At 37.6% G+C, this 21,309-nt stretch carries 23 protein-coding genes and 1 pseudogene; 16 read left to right on the top strand and 8 right to left on the bottom strand.

Features of this window, described 5'->3' with window-relative positions:
• Positions 1 to 24: 24 nt before the first annotated feature.
• A complete protein-coding gene (locus tag FZC40_RS06630) occupies positions 25 to 492 on the bottom strand; it encodes a MarR family winged helix-turn-helix transcriptional regulator (protein ID WP_148603126.1) in 468 nt (155 codons plus the stop codon).
• Between the two features lie 570 nt (positions 493 to 1,062).
• Between FZC40_RS06630 and FZC40_RS06625 the strand changes: the two genes are divergently transcribed.
• Entirely contained in the window at positions 1,063 to 1,266 is a 204-nt protein-coding gene (locus FZC40_RS06625; RefSeq protein ID WP_148603125.1) for a CsbD family protein, read from the top strand.
• A gap of 310 nt (positions 1,267 to 1,576) precedes the next feature.
• Positions 1,577 to 2,431: a YihY/virulence factor BrkB family protein gene (locus FZC40_RS06615; protein ID WP_148603124.1), complete on the top strand. Its 855-nt coding sequence runs from the start codon at positions 1,577 to 1,579 to the stop codon at positions 2,429 to 2,431.
• 317 nt (positions 2,432 to 2,748) lie between these two features.
• On the opposite strand, the gene FZC40_RS06605 is transcribed toward FZC40_RS06615, so the two are convergent.
• Positions 2,749 to 3,573, bottom strand: coding sequence for an alpha/beta fold hydrolase (locus FZC40_RS06605; protein ID WP_148603123.1), 825 nt, complete (start codon positions 3,571 to 3,573; stop codon positions 2,749 to 2,751).
• A 409-nt stretch (positions 3,574 to 3,982) separates the two neighbouring features.
• Between FZC40_RS06605 and FZC40_RS06600 the strand changes: the two genes are divergently transcribed.
• Genes FZC40_RS06600 through FZC40_RS06585 form a run of 4 tightly spaced genes read left to right on the top strand, consistent with a single transcriptional unit; the run spans position 3,983 to position 5,496 of the window.
• The gene (locus FZC40_RS06600) at positions 3,983 to 4,372 is read left to right on the top strand and encodes a DUF2089 domain-containing protein (RefSeq protein WP_148603122.1); all 390 of its coding nucleotides are present in this window, start codon (positions 3,983 to 3,985) and stop codon (positions 4,370 to 4,372) included.
• A 17-nt stretch (positions 4,373 to 4,389) separates the two neighbouring features.
• On the top strand, positions 4,390 to 4,827 hold the full coding sequence (locus FZC40_RS06595; protein WP_148603121.1) for an SHOCT-like domain-containing protein: 438 nt from the start codon (positions 4,390 to 4,392) through the stop codon (positions 4,825 to 4,827).
• On the top strand, positions 4,817 to 5,131 hold the full coding sequence (locus FZC40_RS06590) for a hypothetical protein (protein ID WP_148603120.1): 315 nt from the start codon (positions 4,817 to 4,819) through the stop codon (positions 5,129 to 5,131). The genes FZC40_RS06595 and FZC40_RS06590 overlap by 11 nt, the downstream gene beginning before the upstream one ends.
• Positions 5,132 to 5,148: 17 nt before the next feature.
• A complete protein-coding gene (locus FZC40_RS06585) occupies positions 5,149 to 5,496 on the top strand; it encodes a phage holin family protein (protein WP_148603119.1) in 348 nt (115 codons plus the stop codon).
• 464 nt (positions 5,497 to 5,960) lie between these two features.
• Here FZC40_RS06585 and FZC40_RS06580 read toward each other — a convergent pair whose 3' ends face one another.
• On the bottom strand, positions 5,961 to 6,587 hold the full coding sequence (locus FZC40_RS06580) for a corrinoid protein (RefSeq protein ID WP_148603118.1): 627 nt from the start codon (positions 6,585 to 6,587) through the stop codon (positions 5,961 to 5,963).
• A gap of 154 nt (positions 6,588 to 6,741) precedes the next feature.
• Positions 6,742 to 7,746: a uroporphyrinogen decarboxylase family protein gene (locus tag FZC40_RS06575; protein WP_148603117.1), complete on the bottom strand. Its 1,005-nt coding sequence runs from the start codon at positions 7,744 to 7,746 to the stop codon at positions 6,742 to 6,744.
• Between the two features lie 196 nt (positions 7,747 to 7,942).
• On the opposite strand from FZC40_RS06575, the gene FZC40_RS06570 reads away from it, so the two are divergent.
• The 10 genes and pseudogenes from FZC40_RS06570 (at position 7,943) to FZC40_RS06530 (ending at position 16,243) form a co-directional block, all read left to right on the top strand.
• Positions 7,943 to 9,496 carry a PucR family transcriptional regulator gene (locus FZC40_RS06570; protein WP_148603116.1) on the top strand — a complete coding sequence of 518 codons (1,554 nt, stop codon included), beginning with the start codon at positions 7,943 to 7,945 and terminating at the stop codon, positions 9,494 to 9,496.
• A 36-nt stretch (positions 9,497 to 9,532) separates the two neighbouring features.
• Positions 9,533 to 9,853: a helix-turn-helix domain-containing protein gene (locus tag FZC40_RS06565; RefSeq protein ID WP_148603115.1), complete on the top strand. Its 321-nt coding sequence runs from the start codon at positions 9,533 to 9,535 to the stop codon at positions 9,851 to 9,853.
• Between the two features lie 11 nt (positions 9,854 to 9,864).
• Positions 9,865 to 10,080, top strand: a pseudogene (locus FZC40_RS06560) (IS3 family transposase); the annotation flags it as partial.
• Positions 10,081 to 10,197: 117 nt separating this feature from the next.
• Positions 10,198 to 11,004 carry an alpha/beta fold hydrolase gene (locus FZC40_RS06555; RefSeq protein WP_148603114.1) on the top strand — a complete coding sequence of 269 codons (807 nt, stop codon included), beginning with the start codon at positions 10,198 to 10,200 and terminating at the stop codon, positions 11,002 to 11,004.
• Positions 11,005 to 11,286: 282 nt separating this feature from the next.
• A complete protein-coding gene (locus FZC40_RS17570) occupies positions 11,287 to 11,415 on the top strand; it encodes a hypothetical protein (RefSeq protein WP_279233316.1) in 129 nt (42 codons plus the stop codon).
• A 393-nt stretch (positions 11,416 to 11,808) separates the two neighbouring features.
• The gene (locus tag FZC40_RS06550) at positions 11,809 to 12,453 is read left to right on the top strand and encodes a hypothetical protein (protein ID WP_148603113.1); all 645 of its coding nucleotides are present in this window, start codon (positions 11,809 to 11,811) and stop codon (positions 12,451 to 12,453) included.
• Positions 12,443 to 13,018 carry a hypothetical protein gene (locus FZC40_RS06545; protein ID WP_148603112.1) on the top strand — a complete coding sequence of 192 codons (576 nt, stop codon included), beginning with the start codon at positions 12,443 to 12,445 and terminating at the stop codon, positions 13,016 to 13,018. The genes FZC40_RS06550 and FZC40_RS06545 overlap by 11 nt, the downstream gene beginning before the upstream one ends.
• Positions 13,019 to 13,304: 286 nt before the next feature.
• Positions 13,305 to 13,931: a hypothetical protein gene (locus FZC40_RS06540; RefSeq protein ID WP_148603111.1), complete on the top strand. Its 627-nt coding sequence runs from the start codon at positions 13,305 to 13,307 to the stop codon at positions 13,929 to 13,931.
• Positions 13,932 to 14,682: 751 nt separating this feature from the next.
• Positions 14,683 to 14,991 (top strand): hypothetical protein, encoded by a 309-nt coding sequence (locus FZC40_RS17395; RefSeq protein ID WP_243135768.1) that lies wholly within the window; start codon positions 14,683 to 14,685, stop codon positions 14,989 to 14,991.
• A gap of 256 nt (positions 14,992 to 15,247) precedes the next feature.
• The gene (locus tag FZC40_RS06530; protein WP_148603109.1) at positions 15,248 to 16,243 is read left to right on the top strand and encodes a hypothetical protein; all 996 of its coding nucleotides are present in this window, start codon (positions 15,248 to 15,250) and stop codon (positions 16,241 to 16,243) included.
• A gap of 234 nt (positions 16,244 to 16,477) precedes the next feature.
• Here the strand turns inward: FZC40_RS06530 and FZC40_RS06525 are convergent, their stop codons facing one another.
• The 4 genes from FZC40_RS06525 to FZC40_RS06510 form a co-directional block, all read right to left on the bottom strand.
• Positions 16,478 to 16,690 (bottom strand): integrase core domain-containing protein, encoded by a 213-nt coding sequence (locus tag FZC40_RS06525; protein WP_186843711.1) that lies wholly within the window; start codon positions 16,688 to 16,690, stop codon positions 16,478 to 16,480.
• Positions 16,691 to 16,879: 189 nt separating this feature from the next.
• Positions 16,880 to 17,731: an alpha/beta hydrolase family protein gene (locus tag FZC40_RS06520; protein WP_148603107.1), complete on the bottom strand. Its 852-nt coding sequence runs from the start codon at positions 17,729 to 17,731 to the stop codon at positions 16,880 to 16,882.
• Between the two features lie 95 nt (positions 17,732 to 17,826).
• Positions 17,827 to 19,218 (bottom strand): ATP-binding protein, encoded by a 1,392-nt coding sequence (locus FZC40_RS06515; protein ID WP_148603106.1) that lies wholly within the window; start codon positions 19,216 to 19,218, stop codon positions 17,827 to 17,829.
• A gap of 62 nt (positions 19,219 to 19,280) precedes the next feature.
• Positions 19,281 to 21,074, bottom strand: a complete 1,794-nt coding sequence (locus FZC40_RS06510; protein ID WP_186843710.1) for an MATE family efflux transporter — start codon at positions 21,072 to 21,074, stop codon at positions 19,281 to 19,283.
• Between the last annotated feature and the right edge of the window lie 235 nt (positions 21,075 to 21,309).

Raw genomic sequence — 21,309 nt, 5'->3', positions numbered from 1 at the left:
AAGCCCTCTTTTCTCTAACTATTTTTATGAATAATTCTTCACTCCGTGGTTTTTTATCTTAATGAGATTCCGCTCCATTTTCGCAATGGTCTCTGTTGTTATCTTTAAATTTTCATCATCAATGCCATCATATAATGCACTCATAAATTCTATTTCTTTCTGCTGATATTTTTGTGATAATTCAAAGCTTTTTTCTTTGTGCTTAACTCGGGTTTTTCGCCGATCCTTTTCATCTCGATAGATTTCCACAAACCCGGCTTTTTCCAATTTAAGGACAATCTGCTTTATATTTTGATGGGAGCTTCCAATGGCATCTGCAAGCTCATTCATGGTTGGCGGATGAGCTTCAAAAATCGATATGCCGGCCATTACAAACCATTGCTTGCAGGTAAGCTCCTCGTAAAATCCATCACCAATGGCTTGAAGTCTGTTTCCTAATGCAAACAGCATACCAAATAAAAAATGTTCATGATCATAGCTTGTTCCTTCCATCCATTACACTCCTCGTCTTCATATTTCGACAGGCTGTATGCCCAGTTATTTGATGCACTTTTTCTGTATCAAATCATTTATGTAATATATTACATAAATGATTTGATGTCAACATTTTTTATGCAAATATTCGAAAAATTTTCAGTGCTTTTGGCACAATCTTTTATTTCATTGGAAAATAACGTTACCGGAGATAAACTATGGAACCTCAATTCATCGTTGAAATTGATTGTACAAAAGAAGAATTGCATAAAACCTGCTATGAGTATAGCTAATGAAATAAAGGCTTATAAATACGGGAACTTAATTGTCGTTTTTCTTTACGTTTTTGATATGATACCTTTTCTTCTTTTCCAAATACTTCTAATTTTTAAAATTGCCGTTTCGGAACACAATCAGCTTTCGGTCCGTATGGGTTAGCTCAAACACCTTTGCAATTAAGAAGTATCGAAAGATGTGATTAAAACAAATATAGTTGTGTATATATAGAGTAAGAAAGACCCATCTTTAAATTTATTGATTTATGAATAAAGCATAATCTGAATTAAAAAAATGTAACGGAGGTGTATAATGACAAAGTTAAAAAGTAAGATTGAAAACACAAATGATAAAGTTGCAGGAAAAACAAAAGAGGCTTTTGGAAAAGCAACGGGTAGCGAAGAAACGGAACTTAAAGGTAAACTTCAGTCTAAAAAGGCTGACGTAAAAGAAACGCTTGACGACACCAAAGAGAATATTGCAAAAAATATCAATGACATGGATAAAGATAAATAAATGATTCAAAAACAGTTTACGGGTCTTTCCGGATATTAAACTGAATAAAAATCCAAATAGGTAATTAGGAAGGGAAAGATCCTTCGGACAACAGGGAATCCCATCACTGTTGATGGTCAAGTCAGGCTGTTCAAGACTTGACCGGTAATTCAAAGGGATATCGGCGCGGTTGAAATGCCGATCATTGAATAATCCCGAATAAATTGCGATGGTATCAAAGATTGACATGGCAGCTTTTTGAGGGTCAATAGCCTGGCAGATCGGTTCCGTGACATCCACAAGATGATCAAAAAATTAAGGGGATAATGCTATGAAAAACAAAAGAACATTGGAACTTCTCAAGGATTTATATGCCCGTTTTACCAATGATGATCTGCTTTCGGTAGGAGCACAGGTTACCTATTTTTTACTTTTATCCCTTCCACCTTTTCTCATATTTTTAATTACATTCCTCACCTTTACGCCTATGGTGGATTTTCAGAGCAATATAGACATTATTGCGACTTTAATGCCAGCAAACGTATATGAAATTTTCCGGGAAATAATCAATCAGACAATAGCCAATCGAAGCGGAACCTTATTATCTTTTGGTATCATATTCGCATTGTGGTCGTCTGCCGGTGGTGTCGCTTATCTTATTCGTGGTATCAACAGAGCCTATAATCAAGAAGAAACCCGGCCCTTCTTGAAGTTAAAAGCTGTTTCATTGGCTATTACTCTGGCGCTTACCTTTACTATTATATTTTCCATGATTCTAATCGTTTTCGGCAGAATTCTGGGAACACAAATTTTTCATTTTTTAGGATTCTCGGATATATTCTTAAAGATTTGGAGCTATTTCAGATTAATCATTGCCTTAATCGCGATCATCTTTGTTTTAATTTTCCTTTATTATAGCGCCCCAAATCGCCGAATGCGTTTTAAGGAGGTCCTACCTGGTGCAATCATTGCTTCAATCAGTTGGGTCATTGTTTCTTTTGCCTTTTCTTTTTATGCTAATAACCTAGGCAATTACACAGCGGTATATGGAAGTCTTGGTGGCATTTTCGCCTTGCTGACCTGGATATATTTGAGTAGTATCATCATTTTATTGGGCGCTGAAATAAATGCTTCTCTCATATTTTCAAAAACAGGCATTAAAAAAGAAAAGTTCAAACGGTTCTAAAAACATACCTGGCTTCTTCTTAATGATTCCAGGCTGAAAGCCACAGTCAATAATACTTTAAAAAGCCCTTCAATTATTTCAAATTGAAGAGCTTTTTAAAGTATTATTTTTCAGCTATTTGTCTTTCACATTAATATTCTTCTCTTATTCCAACAAAAGAAATACAGTATTTAAGCTGTTGTCTTTGTTTATTTCCACTTGCCTCTTGTAAAATTTTTCACCATCGTGTTCCATATTTATTGCAAATTCCAGACTATTCATAATTCCATCTTCTAAATTAAATTAACTGAATTTCAAGTCTTTTTATCTATGAAACTTCAGGCCTGAAGAAATGACAGAAGGTCAGCATTAAGCTGGTCTTTGTGTGTATCTGTAATTCCATGAGGGGCCCCTTTATAAATCTTTAAAGTGGCGTTCTTAACCAGTTTCGAAGAGAGAATCGCAGCAGCACCAATGGGCACAATCTGGTCATCATCACCATGAATGATCAGGGTTGGTATGTCGAACTTTTTAAGATCTTCGGTAAAATCTGTTTCGGAAAATGCTTTGATACAGTCAAAGGTATTCTTATGACCGGCATGCATCCCCTGATGCCAGAACGAATCCATTATCCCCTGAGAAACCTTGGCACCGGCTCTATTGGCACCAAAGAATGGTCCACTGGCTAAATCTTTATAGAATTGAGAGCGGTCGGTAATCGATTCAAGCCGTAACCCGTCAAACACCTCCATGGGCAAGCCATCGGGATTAGCCGCTGTTTTGAGCATCAGTGGCGGAACAGATGAGATCAGCCCAGCCTTAGCTACTCGTTTGGTGCCATAGCGGCCAATGTATCGGGCGACTTCACCGCCGCCTGCAGAGAAACCAATGAGAACCGCGTCGTTCAGATCAAGGGCTTCGAAGAGTTCGGAAAGATCATCGGCATAGGTGTCCATGTCGTTACCATTCCATGACTGACTTGACCGTCCATGGCCTCGACGGTCATGGGCAATGCAACGATAACCTTTTGCGGCCAGGAACATCATCTGCGCTTCCCAGCTATCTGAATTAAGCGGCCAACCGTGACTAAAAATAACTGGTTGTCCTGTTCCCCAGTCTTTGTAATAAATTTTTGTACCATCTTTCACTTTTATCTTGCTCATTGTCTTCCTCCTAATGAAAAACATTATTCCATATAATTTCATCATACCCTCTAATTTAATGTTTTAAACAACAAGTGGATAGTTTTTAATTAATCGGACATTATTTCTTTATTCATAAATACAGCTTAATTTTATCATATTCAGTACTTCTCTGTTGATGACTGAAACAAAAAACGATTGTATACCGCTACATTTTTATACCTACTTGTCAAGCTTATTTGAAAATATTTTGAAAAGAATCATAAAAAAGCAGCGTGTGCATCTTCAAATATGTTCTGTTCTGAATTGATTAATCTGTTCTTTTAATTAATATAGTTAACATTTTCATTGATTATATTAATTATACAATTGACATAATCAATGTATTGTGATATATTACAATCAAATAATTCATAAGGATGGAGAACGAATGAAATACAAAGCACCGGGTAAATGCCCCGTCTGTGATGAAAAACTTTCCATAACCAAACTCAACTGTCCCAAGTGCGCAACCACCATTGAAGGTAACTTCCAGCCATGCGAATTCTGCCGTCTACCGGACGAAGACCTTGAGTTTATCAAAGTATTCATCAAATGTCGGGGGAATATCAAAGATGTTGAAAAAGAACTGGGGATCTCTTATCCAACGGTTCGCGGTAAACTGGATACGGTCATAAGAGGTCTGGGATATGAAGTGCCATCAAAAGAACTGATTAAGGAAAATGAAGATAAAACAGCGGCCAAAAATGAAATTCTGGACCAGTTATCAAACGGTGAAATCACCTCAAAAGAAGCAACAGAACGAATTAAAAAATTATAAAAACGGAGGATTAAGTGATGAGCGAGCAACAAAAAATTTTGGAAATGATCGAAAAAGGACAAATTACCGCTGCCGAAGGGATGGAGCTTCTGGAAGCTCTGAATATAACGAAGGATGTGGCAATGATTCAGGAAGTTAAAACAGTCAAAAAACATAATTATAAATTTTTCAGGATAAAGGTTACTTCAGATAACCATTCCGTTAATGTGAATGTCAATATTCCGATCGGTCTTTTGACCACTATTGGTGAAATTGCTGATAAAATGACCACGATGATTCCTCCCGATGCCAGAAAAGATATGGAAGCAAAAGGGGTCGACATTTCGACCATCGATTTTGCAAAAATAATCGATGAGGTTATCAATGGTACTCTGGATGACCCGAATATCGTTGAAGTGGAAGCCTGGGATGAAAGCAGTCAATCGATGATAAAGGTACGGGTTTATGTCGATTAATGGTTTTCACACATTATCGATCGGGCTTCAGATTGAGGAGCGACGATTTATAAGGATTCCCTTTCCCATCCAATTGTTTATCTTTGAAGAATTACTGGAGAGTCTTCTGGACATTCTGAACATCGCTTGTTTTTTTGTACCAAAAACATCCAATCCCAATTCAGCCACCCGCATTTCAATCCATTCAACAAAAGCACTCGTCATCGCAGTCTTAAAGCTACTGGGTTCCTTGAACATCGATGAACCCTATGATCTTGTCGATGTTACCACCGATAAAGTCCGGGTACTCATAAAAGTTAGATAAAGTTATTGGAGGTAAAAATGACAAAACTGCTTATGAAATATCTATCAATCATATTAACGATCTATCTGCTGTCACTCGTATTTAATACCATTCAAATTGGCAGTATCACTGCTCTTCTTATCATGGGGCTGATTCTACTGGCCGTCAATCTGATCTTAAAGCCAATTCTTTTATTAATTGCATTACCCGTCAACCTTCTGACCCTGGGGTTATTCAGTTTCATTGTGAATGCCTGGACGATCATGATTGCTGATCATTTCGTAACGAATTTAAGTATGGGTGGCTTTCTTAATTCATTGCTTGCTGCCTTCATCATTGTCTTCTTTGACCACCTGTTTAAAGGGTTGAATACTGCAACAAATTAATTATGCCCATTCTGTATCAATAACATTTAGGCTTCGTCTTTCTCTACTCATGTCGATATTTTATCTTATTTTCTGGATTTTGTGTTCAACTATTTTTGTCCATTATTTTTGTACATTTTTTACGATGAATCAGTTTGAATCTTTTATTTCGGTATATCCTATGAAATTCTTCAGATGTTCTTAACAACTTAATTGCATTCAAATCTGCTTGAACAGTTGTCTCGATCGATGTCGAATAATAAGTGGTAACAGATGCTGCATAAAACCATTTGGATATTAATTGCCGTAATTGTTTTGATTTCATGTTAAACTTATACTTACCAAATTAAGTACATGACATACGAGTAAACCAAGGCATTTTCAGCAGCGATTAAACTTTTTTTCACGAAGACCTAGAATGTAAACACCAGACTTGTAGGGTCGCACAAGTCTGGTGTTTACATAATGTATTATATTTGTTTGTTTTAAGCGATTAATTCCTTTGCTTTTGCCACAGAGCTTCCCGCATCTGGCGCATACCCATCTGCTCCGATTTCATCGGCATATTCTGGGGTGACCGGTGCGCCGCCAACAATGACTTTCATGTCAGGGAATGCTGCTTTAACGGTTTTTACAGCGTCTTTAAGGGCCGGCATGGTAGTGGTCAACAGACCTGAACAGGCCACTAAGACAACATTGTCATTTTCTTTGACTGCCTGTACAAATTTCTCTGCCGGTACGTCGACACCCAAATCGACCATGTCAAATCCGGCGCTTTCCAGCATCATCACAACCAGGTTTTTACCAATATCGTGAAGATCCCCTGCAACGGTTCCCATGATACAGGTACCCAAAGAGTTCGATACATCGCCTGCCATAACTGGTTTCAATACTTCAACCCCTTTTGACATGGTTTTTGCTGCAATCAGCATTTCCGGTACGAAGATTTCTCCAGCTGAGAATTTGTCTCCGACAACGCTCATTGAGGCAATCATTGCTTCTAGAATATCCTGCGCTTTATCGCCAGCATCAAGTGCTCCCTGTACAGCTGCTGCTACCTTTTTAGATTTCCCTGTTTCCACCAATACTTTTATATCTTCAATTTTTGACATTTATTATTTCTCCAATTTTCTTTTAAATATTATATTTCCAACTATGTGTATAACCGAGCATGATCATTTTTTCTGTCCAAATATACCTTCACGGTGGAAGGAATGGCACCATTAATTTTTTCTCCAATAATAATCAAGTTTAAATTTTCTCCATCTATTTTTGATAATAATTCTTACCGTATTTTGCACATTCATCGATTATTATTCCGAGTGGGCCAGTTGGTTCATAAGCTGCCGGATTAAACATATGTATTGAAGCACCATAAATCATATATCCACCGCCTTCAGCATAAGTATCGATACACCTTCTGACTTCTTTTCTAAGTGCATCTTCAGATACTTCTCCCATATCAACTATCCCCTGCACATCAAGGCCTCCCATTAATCCGGCTCTCCCCAAGGTTTTTTTCTTCATTACAGGAATATTATTGACACACTGAACCGGGTCAAATGCAGTAATTCCAATCTCCAGGAAGTCATCAAGCAAATCTTCCATTTTGCCGCAGCAATGCATTTTAAACGTCATATCAGTCTCCTTCACAGCATCTACAATTCTCTTCAGATGCGGTTTGAAAATTTCTCTGAATGTGTTTTTTGACATGAACAAGTCGGTCTTATGTGAATAATCATCCAAATAGGTAAAATAATCCGGTTGGTAGTATTTTGCAGCTTTCTTAATGAATTCAATTTTTTTATCCGCAATTGCACCGGCTAAATCATAGACTGCTTCCGGTTCTTCCATGATTGCCATCAGGGCATCTTCGAAACCCATTAAAAAATGAAGTCTTTCGAACATTCCATTTGGACAAAATAAATCCTGGACGAAATTTTCAGGGTCCAAATGAAACATCTGTCGTTCCTGTTCAACCATCGATTCAAAATTTACAGCATTATAGTCAGGAAATTTTACCTGTTCTTTCCAAAGGGTTATATCGGTTAGTACCGGTGCTGCAGTAGGGGTTGGAGTAAACATACCTCCGGAACCTTCCGTGGAAGACATGTGAACGCCATAACCATCATACCCTTCTTTATTTCCCATTGGCGGGCATTCAAGAGCGGTACCTGCTGCCGGAATAATTTGACATGCTGAAAAAAAGCATGGTACAGATTGGGGTTTGCCACCCTTTAAAGCAATTAACGCATTTTCACGATTATTCATTTGTTTTTCTCCTTAACATTTTAGATTTCAATGTTTCGATCGCGCGATTTCTACTTTTATCGATGTATACTTTTACATTCATTATATCGGCTATTTTTACGAAAACAATGTTAAAAACACAAAATAGTATAATATCGATTTGTAATTTTTTACATATGTGTATATACTATTTATTGAGAATATTTAGGAGGTTGAAATGATACCAATTATAAATATTTATAACTTATTGAAAAAAATCAATTGTGAAAATTATCTATTTTCCAATAATGCAAAGGTTTGTTATGCAAGTTTGGTTCCTTCCGATCAAAAGAAGCTGGATTCGAGCATTCTTTATATCGGCGAGCTCTCACAAATAATAGATAACGATGGTGTTGACCTGATTAATTTTGTCTGTGTCAATGATATGCATTCAAAATCTGCCTGCAGCCACGATAATCTGAATCTTATCATCATTAAGCAGCCAGTTGAAAAAGCAGAACTGCTTGATACCATCAACAGCTATATTAACGCCTATGATAACTATCTGGATAATAGGCTGTTCTTATATGATGCGTTGCTCACAGCTAACGGATTGACTGGAACCATGAATAGTGCATATTCTATATTTAAGAATCCACTTGTTCTTGTGAACCAGAATTACCGCCTTATCGCTCACCCCCCCAATATGGATGTTAAAAATAATCCTGATTGGAATGAAACCATCAAAAATGGAGCAGCATCCTACGATTTTATTCAAAGAATTCTAAAAACAGATCCTGAAGCTTACGAAAATTTAAGTAAAACGCAAGAGCCTATTCTCGCAGAGAGTCCAGCTTTTAAGAATCGGACCCTCGTCATTAATGTTTCAGTCAATCAAAAGCCTATCGCCTTTATCTGTTTATTGGAATATGAAAAAAATTTTGATGAGTTTGATTTTTTATTGTTAAAATCGTTAAGTGAGATTGTTTCAAGCGAGATTCAAAATGACAGTTTTTATAAACAGAACAAAGGGCTATTCTACGAGCATTTCTATCACGATTTACTACAGGATAATTTCAGCAATGTTTCTTTAGTCAAGGAGAGAGCAGAAAAATTATTTTCAAATTTATATGAAGAAATTGTTGTCTTATCAGTAAAAGCAAAAGATATGTCGAATAATCGCCTTTATCCTTTTTATCGAGATAACCTTGAAAAAATCATTCGGGATTGTCACTCAATTATCTATGAAAATGAGGTCGTATTGATTATCCGCAGAAAGAACCGAATACTCTTTTCAGAATCTGTACTTGAAGCCGTGCAAAATTATTTATACGATAACAAGCTGATTGGCGGCATCAGTTATTATTTTGAAGATATTGTAAAGTTGAAAGAATATTATCAGCAATCCATAAAAGCGATGGAATTGGGAAACCAACTTAATCCCAAGAAAAACCTGTATTTTTATAATGACTATATGGCTTATCATTTTTTTGATATTGCGAGAAAAACAATGGATAATTTAAAAAGCTTCTCCAATCCTTTCATCAAACAATTATCAGATTATGATAAAAAAAATAACACCAGCTACAAGACAAGTCTCGAAGTCTATTTGAAGAATGGCAACAAGCTCCTGAATGCCTCCAGGAAATTGAACATCCATCGGAACACCATGGATTATCATATCCACAAAATCAATGATATCCTCGATATTGATGTCAATGACCCGAAAACATCACAGAATCTACTTATTTCATTTATGGTTTTAGAATATATTAATGCTACTGAACACTGATACGTCTTTTGTGCAATTCATATTAGGCGTAGTTCTGTGTTACAACTTTCCCAAGAGCAGAAGAAAGACGCGGTCATCGAGCTATGTGCCAGGGAAGAATCCGCTGCTGCTGTTGCCGATAAGCTGGGTACGAGTCGATGCAACTTGTATAGCTGGAAAAAAGATCTGCTCGAGCAGGAGAATACGAAAGCCATGAAAAAGTCCAAACAATCTTTGCCTCCTGATGACAGGGATGAACTTTCAGCCGAAGTTGAGGTGCTAAACAAAGAAATATACAAAAAGCAAATGGAACTTGATATACTAAACAAGGTGGCAGAAATCATAAAAAAAGACCAGGGCATCAATCAAAAAATCTGAAGAACAAAGAGAAAGGTTGTTCTCGAGATAACTCTGCCTGCAAAGGCTTTTTGGGGAGACTCAAAAATGAGATGTTTTATTATCGTTCGTGGAAAAATGTTTCCATCAATGTGTTTATTAATGAACTCGATCTTTATCTAAGATGGTATAATGAAAAAAGAATCAAGATATCCCTTGGAGGAATGAGTCCCATCGTATATAGACGGAGTATCGGTTTAGCGGCATGAATAAGTCCAGAAAAATGTCCCCCCTTTCTACATTTTTATCTTACAACAAACATGTGGGCAGGTATAGAGGAATTATAATAAACTGCGCACAAAGTTGAGAGAAAAAAAGAGGATAATATGTTTTATAATGCTAAAAATGGAAATATTAGAATTGACAATACGGATATGGATTATATCTCTTTTGGAAATGGTCAAAAGAATCTTATAATGGTTCCAGGTTTGGGCGATGGATTAAAAACAGTTAAGGGTACTGCCATAGCTTTTGCTATGATGTATAAAGAATTTGCAAAAGACTACAAAGTCTATGTTTTCAGTCGAAAAAATCAATTAGAAGAAGGTTATTCTACAAAAGATATGGCTAATGACCAAGCAGAAGCAATGAAAAAACTTGGGATTTCTAAAGCTTCTATCATGGGAGTTTCCCAAGGTGGAATGATAGCCCAATATATGGCTATCGATTACCCCGAGTTGATTGATAAGCTTATTTTAGCAGTAACAGTATCCAGACAAAACGGAACAATACAGAGTGTTGTAAATAATTGGATAGCAATGGCTGAAGATAATGATTATAAAGGAATTTTTATAGATACATCCGAAAAATCATATAGTGAGAAGAATCTCAAAAAATATAGATTGTTCTATCCTATTCTTAGTAGAGTGGGCAAGCCAAAGGATTTTAGTAGATTTATCATACAGGCAGATGCTTGCATTCACCATAATACCTATGATGAACTTGAACGGATAAAATGTGAAACTTTAGTGATAGGTGGTGATAGCGATAGGGTAGTAGGTGAAAAATCATCAGAGGAAATTGCTGAAAAAATATCCGATAGCAAATTAATATTATATAAAGGTTTGGGGCACATGACATATGAAGAAGCTAAGGATTTTAATCTTCAAGTTTTGAATTTTTTGAAGGCATAGTGGATTATTAAGTTTAGACAATCAGGGATTGTAAGCATATCTTTCATAATTAGAAATATCGATGCCTCATACATCAGTAAAGACAAAGGAAAAGCTCATCAAACAATTAGCAGAAACTAGACTTTATGATCAGATCATTTATAATGTACCCATCGATTGAAGCACTTTTTTTAATCTAAGTGAATCTGCTATAAATAAAGGCAGTTAATTCTGCCAGGAAAGCAAGCGGTTCAAATAGACATAAAACGAGGACAATTCACCCCCAAGTTTAAAATTAAAGTTATGATGAAAATAGAAATGCCCCGGGCGGAAAAAACCATTGGCGTAATCGTCATTGGACACGAGATTAGTCCCAACCAGTTAGGTGATTGGAAAAATGAACTTATCGGGAATGCTGCTAAAATTTTTTAAGACGTTGCCAATAAAATTCTTTATAAATCAAAGAATCGGTTACTTATTTCAGTAACCGGTTCTATCTAACAGCATATTTGATGCGTAGTTCTTGATGGCGGAGAAGGTTATACTTAACTCAACTTTTCAAAATTATTTTTCTTTTTTAATCCCATATATTTCACTAGATTAAACAAATCATTGCATTTTAACAACTTTCAAGTCTGTAACGTTTATTTTAAAAAAATTGTTCTGCTAAAAAGCAGCTCAATTTTATCGTATCCGATTTGTATTTCGCAATGATGAATGATAAAATTATAATATTAACCTCTTAATTTAAATATTCGAAAAATTTTCTGTGCTTTTGACACGGTCTTTTATTTCATTGGAAAATAACGTTGCAGGAGATAAACTATGGAACCTGAATTTATCGTTGAAATTGATTGTACAAAAGAAGAATTGTTTAAAGCTTGCTATGATTATCGGTATGAGTCTTCTTCTTATCCAACTGCGAGCAAAGTTTTTATTTTCTGTTTTGTTGTCGGTTTTTTTTCAACTCTTTTTTTGCTAATTATTCCATCACCTATTTTCCTGAATAAAGTTAATATCTTTATTCGTATTATGGCACCTGCATACTTTCTGATTACAGCTCTTTACTATTTCAACGTTCCACGACTTTGGCAATATAGTACCATTGCAACGCAATATAACATTAATCTAAAAAAACTATTGATGTTAAAAAAAAGTGCTGCCGCTGAAGATTTGGAACAGTTAAGAGCTATAAAAAAGGGGCATATTTCAGGCACTCTGTTTTTTTATTCCGACCACTTTGAGTACTCTGACCTGCTGAACAATACCTATCTCGTTCACTTTGTATACGAAAAAGATGATCATTTTATCATCGTTGCCCATAAGTATAAAATGGTCTTTCTCATTAAGAAAAACCTTTTCCTGAAAGGAACTCCAGAAGAATTCCGAACATTTTGGGATGAAAAATACCAAGCTTCACGCCCGGGTCAAAGAGATCAAACTAATCGGGAGGGTAAAAATGGAACCTGAATTTGTCGTTCGCATTGATTGTAGTAAAGAAGAACTTCTTAAGGCTGTCAAGGAATATGTATTGGAAGGAACTCCCTACAAAAAGTGGCGAGTTATCATTTATTTATGCTTATTCATTTGTATTTTTCCATCACTCATTATTTTAGATAATTTAAATATCTTTTTTCGCATACTTATTGGTATCCTTGCGCTGAGCATGGCGATTCACACTTTAAGTCTTCCCTACACTCTACAAAATAAAACCATTGGTACTCAATACCATATTGCACCAATGCAACTTGTTCTATTAAAAAAGAAGGGAACTGCTGAAGACTTGGAAAGAATTAAAGCCATCAAAAAAGGACATATCTCTGGTAATCTGACTTTTTATTCGGGCCATTTTGAATATTCTGATATTATAAATCGTCCCTATTCCGATATTCAATATTTTTATAACGGAAATGATCACTTCATTCTTGTCTCCAATTCTGAAAAAATGGTTTTTCTTATTAGAAAAGATCTATTCCTCCAAGGTAATTCAGAAATGTTTGGGCAATTCATAAATAAGATGCGCAATCATATTTGAAGCGTAGTTCTTGGTGGCAGAGAAGGTACGTTTCTCTTGGCAATTACGCTCTAAATCTGATTTCCAAACCTAATCTTTTTTGGGATTAATTTCAAACTTATTCCCTATGTGTTGATGAGTAAAATCAATAGTCAAAATCATGTAACCATGAGAAATATTGAAATATATTTTTTTTAAAAGGAGCTATTTCACTATATGAATGCTAAAATAAAGATATCAACTTCTTTGATTTTATTTCCATCACATTTTATGAAATCAAAATGCCAGCAATTTTGGAGGTTTAAAATTGGAACCTAAATTCATCGTTCAAATTGACTGTACTAAAGAAGAACTTCTTAAAACTTGTTATGATTATCGGTATAAGGCAACTAAGGATAAATGCGCAAGAGTAGCCGTTCTTTTCTGTTTTGTTGGAGGTTTCTTCCCATCGCTTTTTTTGCTAATTATTCCATCTCCTATTTTTCTGGAAAATGTAAATATTTTTCTGCGTCTTTGTATACCTGGATACTTTCTGGCTATGATTCTTTTCTTTTTTAACATTCCGCGTATTTGGCAATACCGTACCATTGGAACTCAATATAATGTTACTTTAAAAAAACTGTTCCTGCTTAAAAAAAGTGGAACCACTGAAGATTTGGAAAGACTCCGGACAATAAAGAAGGGGCATATTTCAGGTACTCTAATTTTTTATCCAGATCACTTTGAGTACTCAGATATATTGAACAATAGATATTTGGTTCAATATATTTACGAAAAGGATGATCATTTTATCGTCGTCTCCCATGCTGTGAAAATGGTTTTGCTCATTAAGAAAAGTCTTTTTCTCAAAGGCACACCTGAAGAATTTAGGGCATTTTTGGATGAAAAGTATCAAGCTGCTCATCCAGGTGAAAAACATCAAGCTGCATCATAGATTAAAATCAGTTCCTTTTTTTAATCTTACTCCTGCCTTGTTGCTAAGACCATTAATATGGATAGTCCCGCAATTGCAGACGTCCCACCAGTTAATGGTGTTCCTGTAAGCAAAATCCCTGTTAAAATAACAAGTCCAATTACTCTAGCCCATGCTATAATACCCTCTTCAATTTGATTCAGCTCACTTGAATTATCTGAATTTTTTAATTGCGCTCACTACTATAGCGCACCAATACGCAAAAAAAAGCCTGCTACTTTCAAGTCTGTAACGTTTAGTTAAAAAAATTTGTCCCGCTACAAAGCAACTTAATTCTGTCGTATCCGATTCGTATTCCGCAACGATGAATGATAAAATTGTAGTATCAACCTCTTCATTCAAGTATTCAAAAATTTTCAATGCTCTTGGCACGGTCTTTCAGAGCTTTGGAAACTAACGTTAAAGGAGATAAACTATGGAACCTGAATTTATCGTTGAAATTGATTGTACAAAAGAAGAATTGCATAAAACCTGCTATGAGTATGCTAATGAAATAAAGGCTTATAAATATTCAAAATTAATTGTCGTTTTTCTTTACGTTTTTGATATGATCCCTTTTCTTTTTTTTCGACATCATTTTAATATTTTTTTGAGTATTGGCATCGCGCTATTATTTTTGGCTTTGATTCTTTATTTTTTTTACATGCCACTTTTTTTACAATACTTTATCATTATAAACCAAAATAACGTTAGTCTCAAGAAACTATCTTTAATGAAAAAAAGAAGAACTATTGAAGATTTGGAACAGATCAAAATTCTAAAAAAAGGACATATTACCGGTATTTTGATTTTTTATCAGGATCACTTTGAATACGCTGATATTATAAACCAAACCTATCCAGATATTGAGTACTTCTATGAAAAAGATGATCACTTCGTTCTTGTCTCTCATTCTAGAAAAATGGTTTTTCTTATTAAAAAAGCTCTTTTCCTTCACGGCATACCTGAAGAATTCAGGGCATTTTGGGATGAAAAATATCAGGTTGCTCATCCGGGTAAAAAGCATCAAACTGCACCATAGATTAAAATCAGTTTTTTTTGAAAAAAGGAGCTATCCTTTCTATCCAGCTATTATGAAAAGGTATATTGCATTAAAGATTATGGGTGTCTAACTGCTGGATCATATCATCATTGGTTCAGATGGTACCTATGCAGTAGCCTTCATTCTTTAGATTCTTGAGGTCTACAATATGATCTATTAGTTGAGGGGGGTTACTTGCAAAAAACATAAATTAATATAAAGTAATAATACAAACATTTGATGGAAGGAGAGCGTGATGAAAAAGCGTACAGTTATAATATATTTTGGTGTTGCAATCATTGTTTTTTCTATTATTTTCTATTATTTTTTTATGATCAAGCAGGATAATGCAATTAAACAGGTAACTCAAATAAATGATCAGGTAACAGATAATATAAAAGAAAAATTATATAAAAATCCTTATGTACCAAACGGCTTTAAAGCAATCGATGTCGGGGAAAATACTTGGTCTAAAGATGATCAGGGATATGTGAATTGGAATAAAGGGTTAGTTATTGAAGATATTTTAAATGGGAATCAATTTGTATGGGTACCGGTTAATCAAAATGACGTTACTTATAATAATTTAAAAACCTGGGGAACAACAGAAATAATCCTTACGGATAAAGATAGGAATCAAATTAATGAAAATGGCGGGTTCTATATAGCACGTTATGAGTGCGGTGTTCCCAAAGAAAAAAATGAACAATTAGAAAATATAAATAGATCTACCAACGATGTGGCAGGTATTCCGGTTTCTCAAAAAGGCAGTAGACCATGGAATTATATTTCCTTTGATAATGCCCAGAAAAATGCAATGACAATGTATAATAATGAAGATATCCATAGTGAAATTATTTCAGAAGCTTTCTGGAATATTACGATGCAATGGATTAGAAACGCAGGATATGATGTTGATAAGGATAGTAAGAGTTTTGGAAATTATTCAAATACATATTTTTCTTTTTCAGGTTTATATTCGTCAGATTACGGAAAATCCTATAGTTTTAAAGAAACGGGTGAAAAAGAGGATAAGAATTTAATCTTGGCTACGGGAATTGTGAGTAGCCATATGACAAATAATATTTATGATCTCGCCGGGAATCTGAAAGAATTTGTGAATGGTAAAAGGGCTGAAAGTTATGGTGGATATTATGATAATACTTCAACAGGTCCAGCAAATTCAAATTCGGGTGCATCTGGAGCAAATGATCAGCAAGGATTTAGAGTGACGCTTTACCATAATGAATAATTTTCAATTGAAAAATACAGAACTGTATTTTATAAGCTTTTTAAAAAAAGATTAAGGGGGTATTAAAAAAGCTGACTCCTGTACAATACAGAAATCAGCTTCTAGCCGCCTGAACTTTTTCAAAATGTCTTTGACACAGAGTCCATTTTATTCGTAACAGGTTCTATTATAATGTACACGCTTGTCAAGACCCGAAATTAGAAATTTTTAGATAAATCTCCTTTCGCATTTTGATTAGGCAACCAATGCCATATTTTCATAGAATACAACTGCCGGTGTTTTGTAATCGAATCGTTGGTGACCGCGTTCATGGTTATATTTAGCGATGTATTCCTTCATCATGGCTCTCACTTCAGTGACTGTTTCCGGGTACAACAAATACAGGCGTTCCTGTTTCGATTGCTTTGCAAAATGGTATGATACTGTCTCTCTGAATGAATCGTTCATGTTCGGGCCAATCGTATTTGACAAAAAAGATAAGTATTTGATCGCAATGGGAAAAAAGCGTCCCAGTATGGATGAAATTTCGGAATTTATGGAAAACAAACAGAAATTGAAAAAGAACCAGGAAAAGGTTGACGAGTGAAAATGACCCAACCTACAACTTCGAAAAGTTGCCTTGCATTTTAATATCAATTAGCAGTCAGGCCTATGCTGCTCAGTAAGCGTTTGAATAAACCAATCAATGGTTGTAGACATAAGTTGATTAAAAACTCTCATATCACCAGAAAAGAGATTGAAAACATGATCAGCACCAGCAATGATTTCTGTTCTAGATTGTTCATTCTGTGAAGATAAGATAATTTTCTCTCCGGTTATTGGGTTAACTGTAACATCAGCGGAACCATTTATTGTCATTACTGGGGCGTTCGAATTTGAAAACACTTCCAGAACATCGGTAGTATGTACATCATCAAACCAACTGAGACCTAGTTGAAGTGAACCACGCCAGGGAAACGTTAAATTATAGAAACCATCCCTTTTTGCAATAGCATAGTTTTCTTCCGATACCATTAAAGTGAGGTCAATGGATCCAGCCCAACAAAGAACCGATTTATATAACTGATTGGAACCGGCTGCCAGTAAAGCAATAGTCCCACCTTGACACCATCCCATAACTCCGATTCGATTGGGATCAACAGCTTCGAGACCGCCAATGTAATTTTGGGCAGCATCGGTATCGGAAATGGCGGTTTTAAAATTATAATTGATATAATCTTCGCTACTTTCGCCACTTCCAATAAAGTCAATACGAATACTCGCAATTCCGGCATCGGCAAGAGCATGTGCGGCAATTTTATATCCATCAGCTACTTCATTTTTATCTGATCCTGTCCCATGAAGCATCACGACGGCAGGAAATGTTCCTTGGCCATTTGGCAAACAAATAGCAGCCGGAATTTGATAATTACCATTTTGGATAAAAACAGTTGATTCCGTAAATTCAGGAGTTTCTGTTTCATTTAATGCTTGTGTTTTTTTATACATAACATCTCCTTTTGAACACTTATCTAAACATTGCAATATTTTCTGTATCAATTGGTGCCCGGCACAGGTATCAGCTGCGCCAGGACCTTCGATCGTTAGACTAATTGCAGATCCTTCAGCAACGCCGTAAATGCCGGTGTCGTGTCGATCAGATTAAAATCAATCACATCATCCAGCAATAATTCCATGCACAGATAATCGCCGTCATTGCTCATCGGCAGACAGCCAACCCAGAAAAAGTCCTGGGCCACGGCTACCTGATAAGCAAACGCGATCCCCGGATCAAACAGATTCAGGTACAGCAGCACCACCGGACACTTTTCTTTTTTGAGTGTCTTCAGGGCCAGCCGGAACTGCTGATCAATGTCGGCACCAGTCTGGTTGATAAACAACTTGCCGAGGCCGTTATGCCGGTCTTTTTTGAGCGTCATCAGACTTTTTTCCGGCTCCGGATGATCCGCTTTTTCACCTATTACAGCATCGATGCCAATATTACGGTAAATACTCAGGATCGTTTTTTGAAGCCCATCCGGCACATAAAGGGTGTGGGTGTCGTCTTGTTGATAGGCTCGGATCGCCAGACAAAGGGAGGCTCGCTGATAATCCAAATTTGCCAGATCGGTAATGTTAAAGGCAAATCCGCAGGGAATAAAACCATAGTGGGGACACATCTTCTGGGTAATCCGATGCCAGGCCACCGGTTCAACCAACAGGGCGTTGATGTCCGCAGCGGCTTCACAATAGGCGGCAATTTGGTCGGAAAGGTTTTTCATGACGGCAAAGTTGCGGTACTTTTTTTTCACCACGCCCATACCCATTTCGGCAATGCCGGGAAAATCAGCCAGGCGCACCGCCGCCAGATGGCCAGCCACTTCGCCGTCTGGGGCCACGGCCACCAGGGAATAGATCTGGCCATTCTGAGTGGCTTCAAAAAACTGATCCGGATAATAAACCTGTTCGCAACTATAAGAAAACTCGAATTCGTCATAAATACACCGGGCGACTTCAATGGCTTCTTCCCGGCGCAGCGGCCGATACTCAAAAGTGAGATCCGCCGGCAAATTGATCGGTGGTTCCGGTACCCGCCGCGTATACTCCGGCAACCCGGTGAGATACTTGACCAGGCGTTGCTCCCGGCCATTAAAGCCTTTGTTTTTGACAATCAGCTGGTCCAGGAAATGCTTCATAATTGAAAGCCCCAGCCCGTCATCGTATGGGTCTTCAATAAAATCCCCGGGGATGCCCTTATCGCGGATCACCACTGTGAAGGCCGTCTCATCGACTTCCACCGCCACGTCAAAATAATGCTGTTGTTCCTGATCGAATCCATATTTAATCACGTTGGCCATGGCTTCTTCCACCGCCAGATTCAAGCCAAAAATGTCTTTTTCCGCCAGTTGATAGTGGCCGGCGATTATTTTGATACAGGCTTGTACCGGCTCTGTCATCCTCATTTCATTGACGACCCGCATGCTGATCAGTTCCATCGTTTCACGCTCCCAATCTTTTTCACTTTATGCCGATAACATAAAGCTTCAACTTGATTTATCTAACTTGTTTCGTTCACATCAGCCATACTGATTAAAATGTTGTTGAAATTAAGGATGTAGCTGTAATTAAAATCCGTAGCCATCTCATTAACCAGTTTCAGGCCCAGGCTTTTTTCGGTGCCAAACTCACTCAGGTAGGCAATCGGGTTAAAGGGTTCCCCATCATCACGCAGCCGCAGCACCAAGTCCGTATCGACAATTGACAGCCGAATATCAATGAAATTTTCGCCATTCTTTTTAAATCCATGGGTAATAATATTGACACTCAATTCTTCCACGATCACCCCCACCCGGTTGGTTCGCCGGGCATCAATCTGATTGGCCACGCAGAAGTCCATCATTTTCTGGGAGATCCCGGTGGCCGCCGCGATTGAATTGGAAATAGTGACATCCATGATCCTGGTGTCTATTTTTTCCAGTAGCAGGATCGGCTGCAGCACGCGTGTTGATTGTTTTTTAATCAACCACGTCATAACAACAATTAATGACAGGGTCAGCATTTCACTGAGCACAAAAGCGATCCAGATCCCCCGCTCACCAAATTGCCTTTCCATCAGCAGGATCATCGACAGAATAATCAGGATATTTTCCAGGACCGTAATCACTGCGGAAAAGCCCCGACGGTCAACGGTCTGGTAGTAACAGATCATTAAAAAATTGATGCCGAAAAATGGCAGGGACAGGGAAAATATCCGAATCGCCGCCTGAATCGAGGCCATTGTCTGACTGTCGCCGGTGATGCCAAATAATCCGGCAATCTGCAGGGGAAAAAGCACAAAGACCACCAATAAGGAGACACACAGCAGAGTCACCGTGGTGATGGCGGTTTTGATGATGGCCGTAATGCCCTGGTAATCCTTTTCGCCATAGGTGCAGCCCACCACGGGAATGATGGTCTGGGCGGTGCCGCCGATGACAATCGTTGACAGGGACAACATATTCATGCAGACCCCGAAGGTCGCCACCCCCATCGGACCGATGGTCCCAACCAGAATGGTGTTAATCGATAGATTTCGCAGAAAATAGGTGATGCCGGTTAACGACGGCGGCGCACCGGTTAAGAAGAGCTCGCTGTAATTTTTTAAATCGGTTAGCGCGGGCCGGACAAATTTCAAGTGACGCTGTGGTGAACCGAAATAGATCCCGCTGACCGCCGCACCAACCAGATAACCAGACACGGTTGCCAGGGCGGCACCGGCTATCCCCATTTTAAAAACCCCCATAAAGACCAAATCCAGAATCAGGTTGATCACATTGGCGATGATTAAGATATTGGCCGCCAGTCGGGGATGGGAATCGGTGCGAATAAAATAGACCATGCCCGGAACCGTGATCAGAACCGGGGCGCCCAGCACCAGCACCGAAAGAAAGTCTTTAACCAGCGGTTTCAGGGAACTTCCACCGCTTAATACCGTGGCGATTTGATCCGCAAAAATAAACCCCACCGTCGCAAATAAAACCGAAACAATCACCAGTCCCAGTAACGACAGGGTAAAATTCAGATTGGCACCATTATGATCCATGCGGCCCTTGCAATGGGCGACTCGGATTGACCCGCCAACCCCAATCAGGGCGTAGAGAGCACTGAATAAAAACATCATCGGCGCACAGATATTAACCGCTGCGAAGGCCTCGGTGCCCAGGATGTTGCCCACGATAATCCCATCGACCACAATTCCCAGCGACAGGGCGGCGTTCATCATAATCGTGGGTAAAAGATAGGCAAAGAACTTTCGTCTCAGTAATATCCCGGTGCGTTTAAATTGGGTTTCACCGGATTTGTCTGCTTTCATATGCTGCATCCATCGTCGTCAGTAAAAAAGCAATGCTCTGATAAAAAATCAAATTTTTTATTTTTATTATTGTGCCTTTCAAAGCGCGAACCAACACTATCCCCAATGATTGCTCCCAGCATTTTACACCCCTCCGGTTATTTTTATCAATTTTATCACAAACTTCATCGCCACTAAAACTATTTCTTTAGTTTGACGCTATTTTTCGGGATCGATTACGGTCCGGCTCGGTCAC

The organism is Acetobacterium tundrae (assembly GCF_008086615.1).
GTDB classification, from domain to species: domain Bacteria; phylum Bacillota; class Clostridia; order Eubacteriales; family Eubacteriaceae; genus Acetobacterium; species Acetobacterium tundrae.
Note: the sequence above shows the minus strand (reverse complement) of the source record. Positions and strands in the feature narration are given on the sequence as shown.

Excerpts from the sequence above, each read along its gene's own strand:
- FZC40_RS06630 (WP_148603126.1), bottom strand. The coding sequence starts at position 492 with ATGGAAGGAACAAGCTATGATCATGAACATTTTTTATTTGGTATGCTG.
- FZC40_RS06625 (WP_148603125.1), top strand. The coding sequence starts at position 1,063 with ATGACAAAGTTAAAAAGTAAGATTGAAAACACAAATGATAAAGTTGCA.
- FZC40_RS06615 (WP_148603124.1), top strand. The coding sequence starts at position 1,577 with ATGAAAAACAAAAGAACATTGGAACTTCTCAAGGATTTATATGCCCGT.
- FZC40_RS06605 (WP_148603123.1), bottom strand. The coding sequence starts at position 3,573 with ATGAGCAAGATAAAAGTGAAAGATGGTACAAAAATTTATTACAAAGAC.
- FZC40_RS06600 (WP_148603122.1), top strand. The coding sequence starts at position 3,983 with ATGAAATACAAAGCACCGGGTAAATGCCCCGTCTGTGATGAAAAACTT.
- FZC40_RS06595 (WP_148603121.1), top strand. The coding sequence starts at position 4,390 with ATGAGCGAGCAACAAAAAATTTTGGAAATGATCGAAAAAGGACAAATT.
- FZC40_RS06590 (WP_148603120.1), top strand. The coding sequence starts at position 4,817 with ATGTCGATTAATGGTTTTCACACATTATCGATCGGGCTTCAGATTGAG.
- FZC40_RS06585 (WP_148603119.1), top strand. The coding sequence starts at position 5,149 with ATGACAAAACTGCTTATGAAATATCTATCAATCATATTAACGATCTAT.
- FZC40_RS06580 (WP_148603118.1), bottom strand. The coding sequence starts at position 6,587 with ATGTCAAAAATTGAAGATATAAAAGTATTGGTGGAAACAGGGAAATCT.
- FZC40_RS06575 (WP_148603117.1), bottom strand. The coding sequence starts at position 7,746 with ATGAATAATCGTGAAAATGCGTTAATTGCTTTAAAGGGTGGCAAACCC.
- FZC40_RS06570 (WP_148603116.1), top strand. The coding sequence starts at position 7,943 with ATGATACCAATTATAAATATTTATAACTTATTGAAAAAAATCAATTGT.
- FZC40_RS06555 (WP_148603114.1), top strand. The coding sequence starts at position 10,198 with ATGTTTTATAATGCTAAAAATGGAAATATTAGAATTGACAATACGGAT.
- FZC40_RS17570 (WP_279233316.1), top strand. The coding sequence starts at position 11,287 with ATGATGAAAATAGAAATGCCCCGGGCGGAAAAAACCATTGGCGTAATC.
- FZC40_RS06550 (WP_148603113.1), top strand. The coding sequence starts at position 11,809 with ATGGAACCTGAATTTATCGTTGAAATTGATTGTACAAAAGAAGAATTG.
- FZC40_RS06545 (WP_148603112.1), top strand. The coding sequence starts at position 12,443 with ATGGAACCTGAATTTGTCGTTCGCATTGATTGTAGTAAAGAAGAACTT.
- FZC40_RS17395 (WP_243135768.1), top strand. The coding sequence starts at position 14,683 with ATGAAAAAAAGAAGAACTATTGAAGATTTGGAACAGATCAAAATTCTA.
- FZC40_RS06530 (WP_148603109.1), top strand. The coding sequence starts at position 15,248 with ATGAAAAAGCGTACAGTTATAATATATTTTGGTGTTGCAATCATTGTT.
- FZC40_RS06525 (WP_186843711.1), bottom strand. The coding sequence starts at position 16,690 with ATGAACGATTCATTCAGAGAGACAGTATCATACCATTTTGCAAAGCAA.
- FZC40_RS06520 (WP_148603107.1), bottom strand. The coding sequence starts at position 17,731 with ATGTATAAAAAAACACAAGCATTAAATGAAACAGAAACTCCTGAATTT.
- FZC40_RS06515 (WP_148603106.1), bottom strand. The coding sequence starts at position 19,218 with ATGGAACTGATCAGCATGCGGGTCGTCAATGAAATGAGGATGACAGAG.
- FZC40_RS06510 (WP_186843710.1), bottom strand. The coding sequence starts at position 21,074 with ATGAAAGCAGACAAATCCGGTGAAACCCAATTTAAACGCACCGGGATA.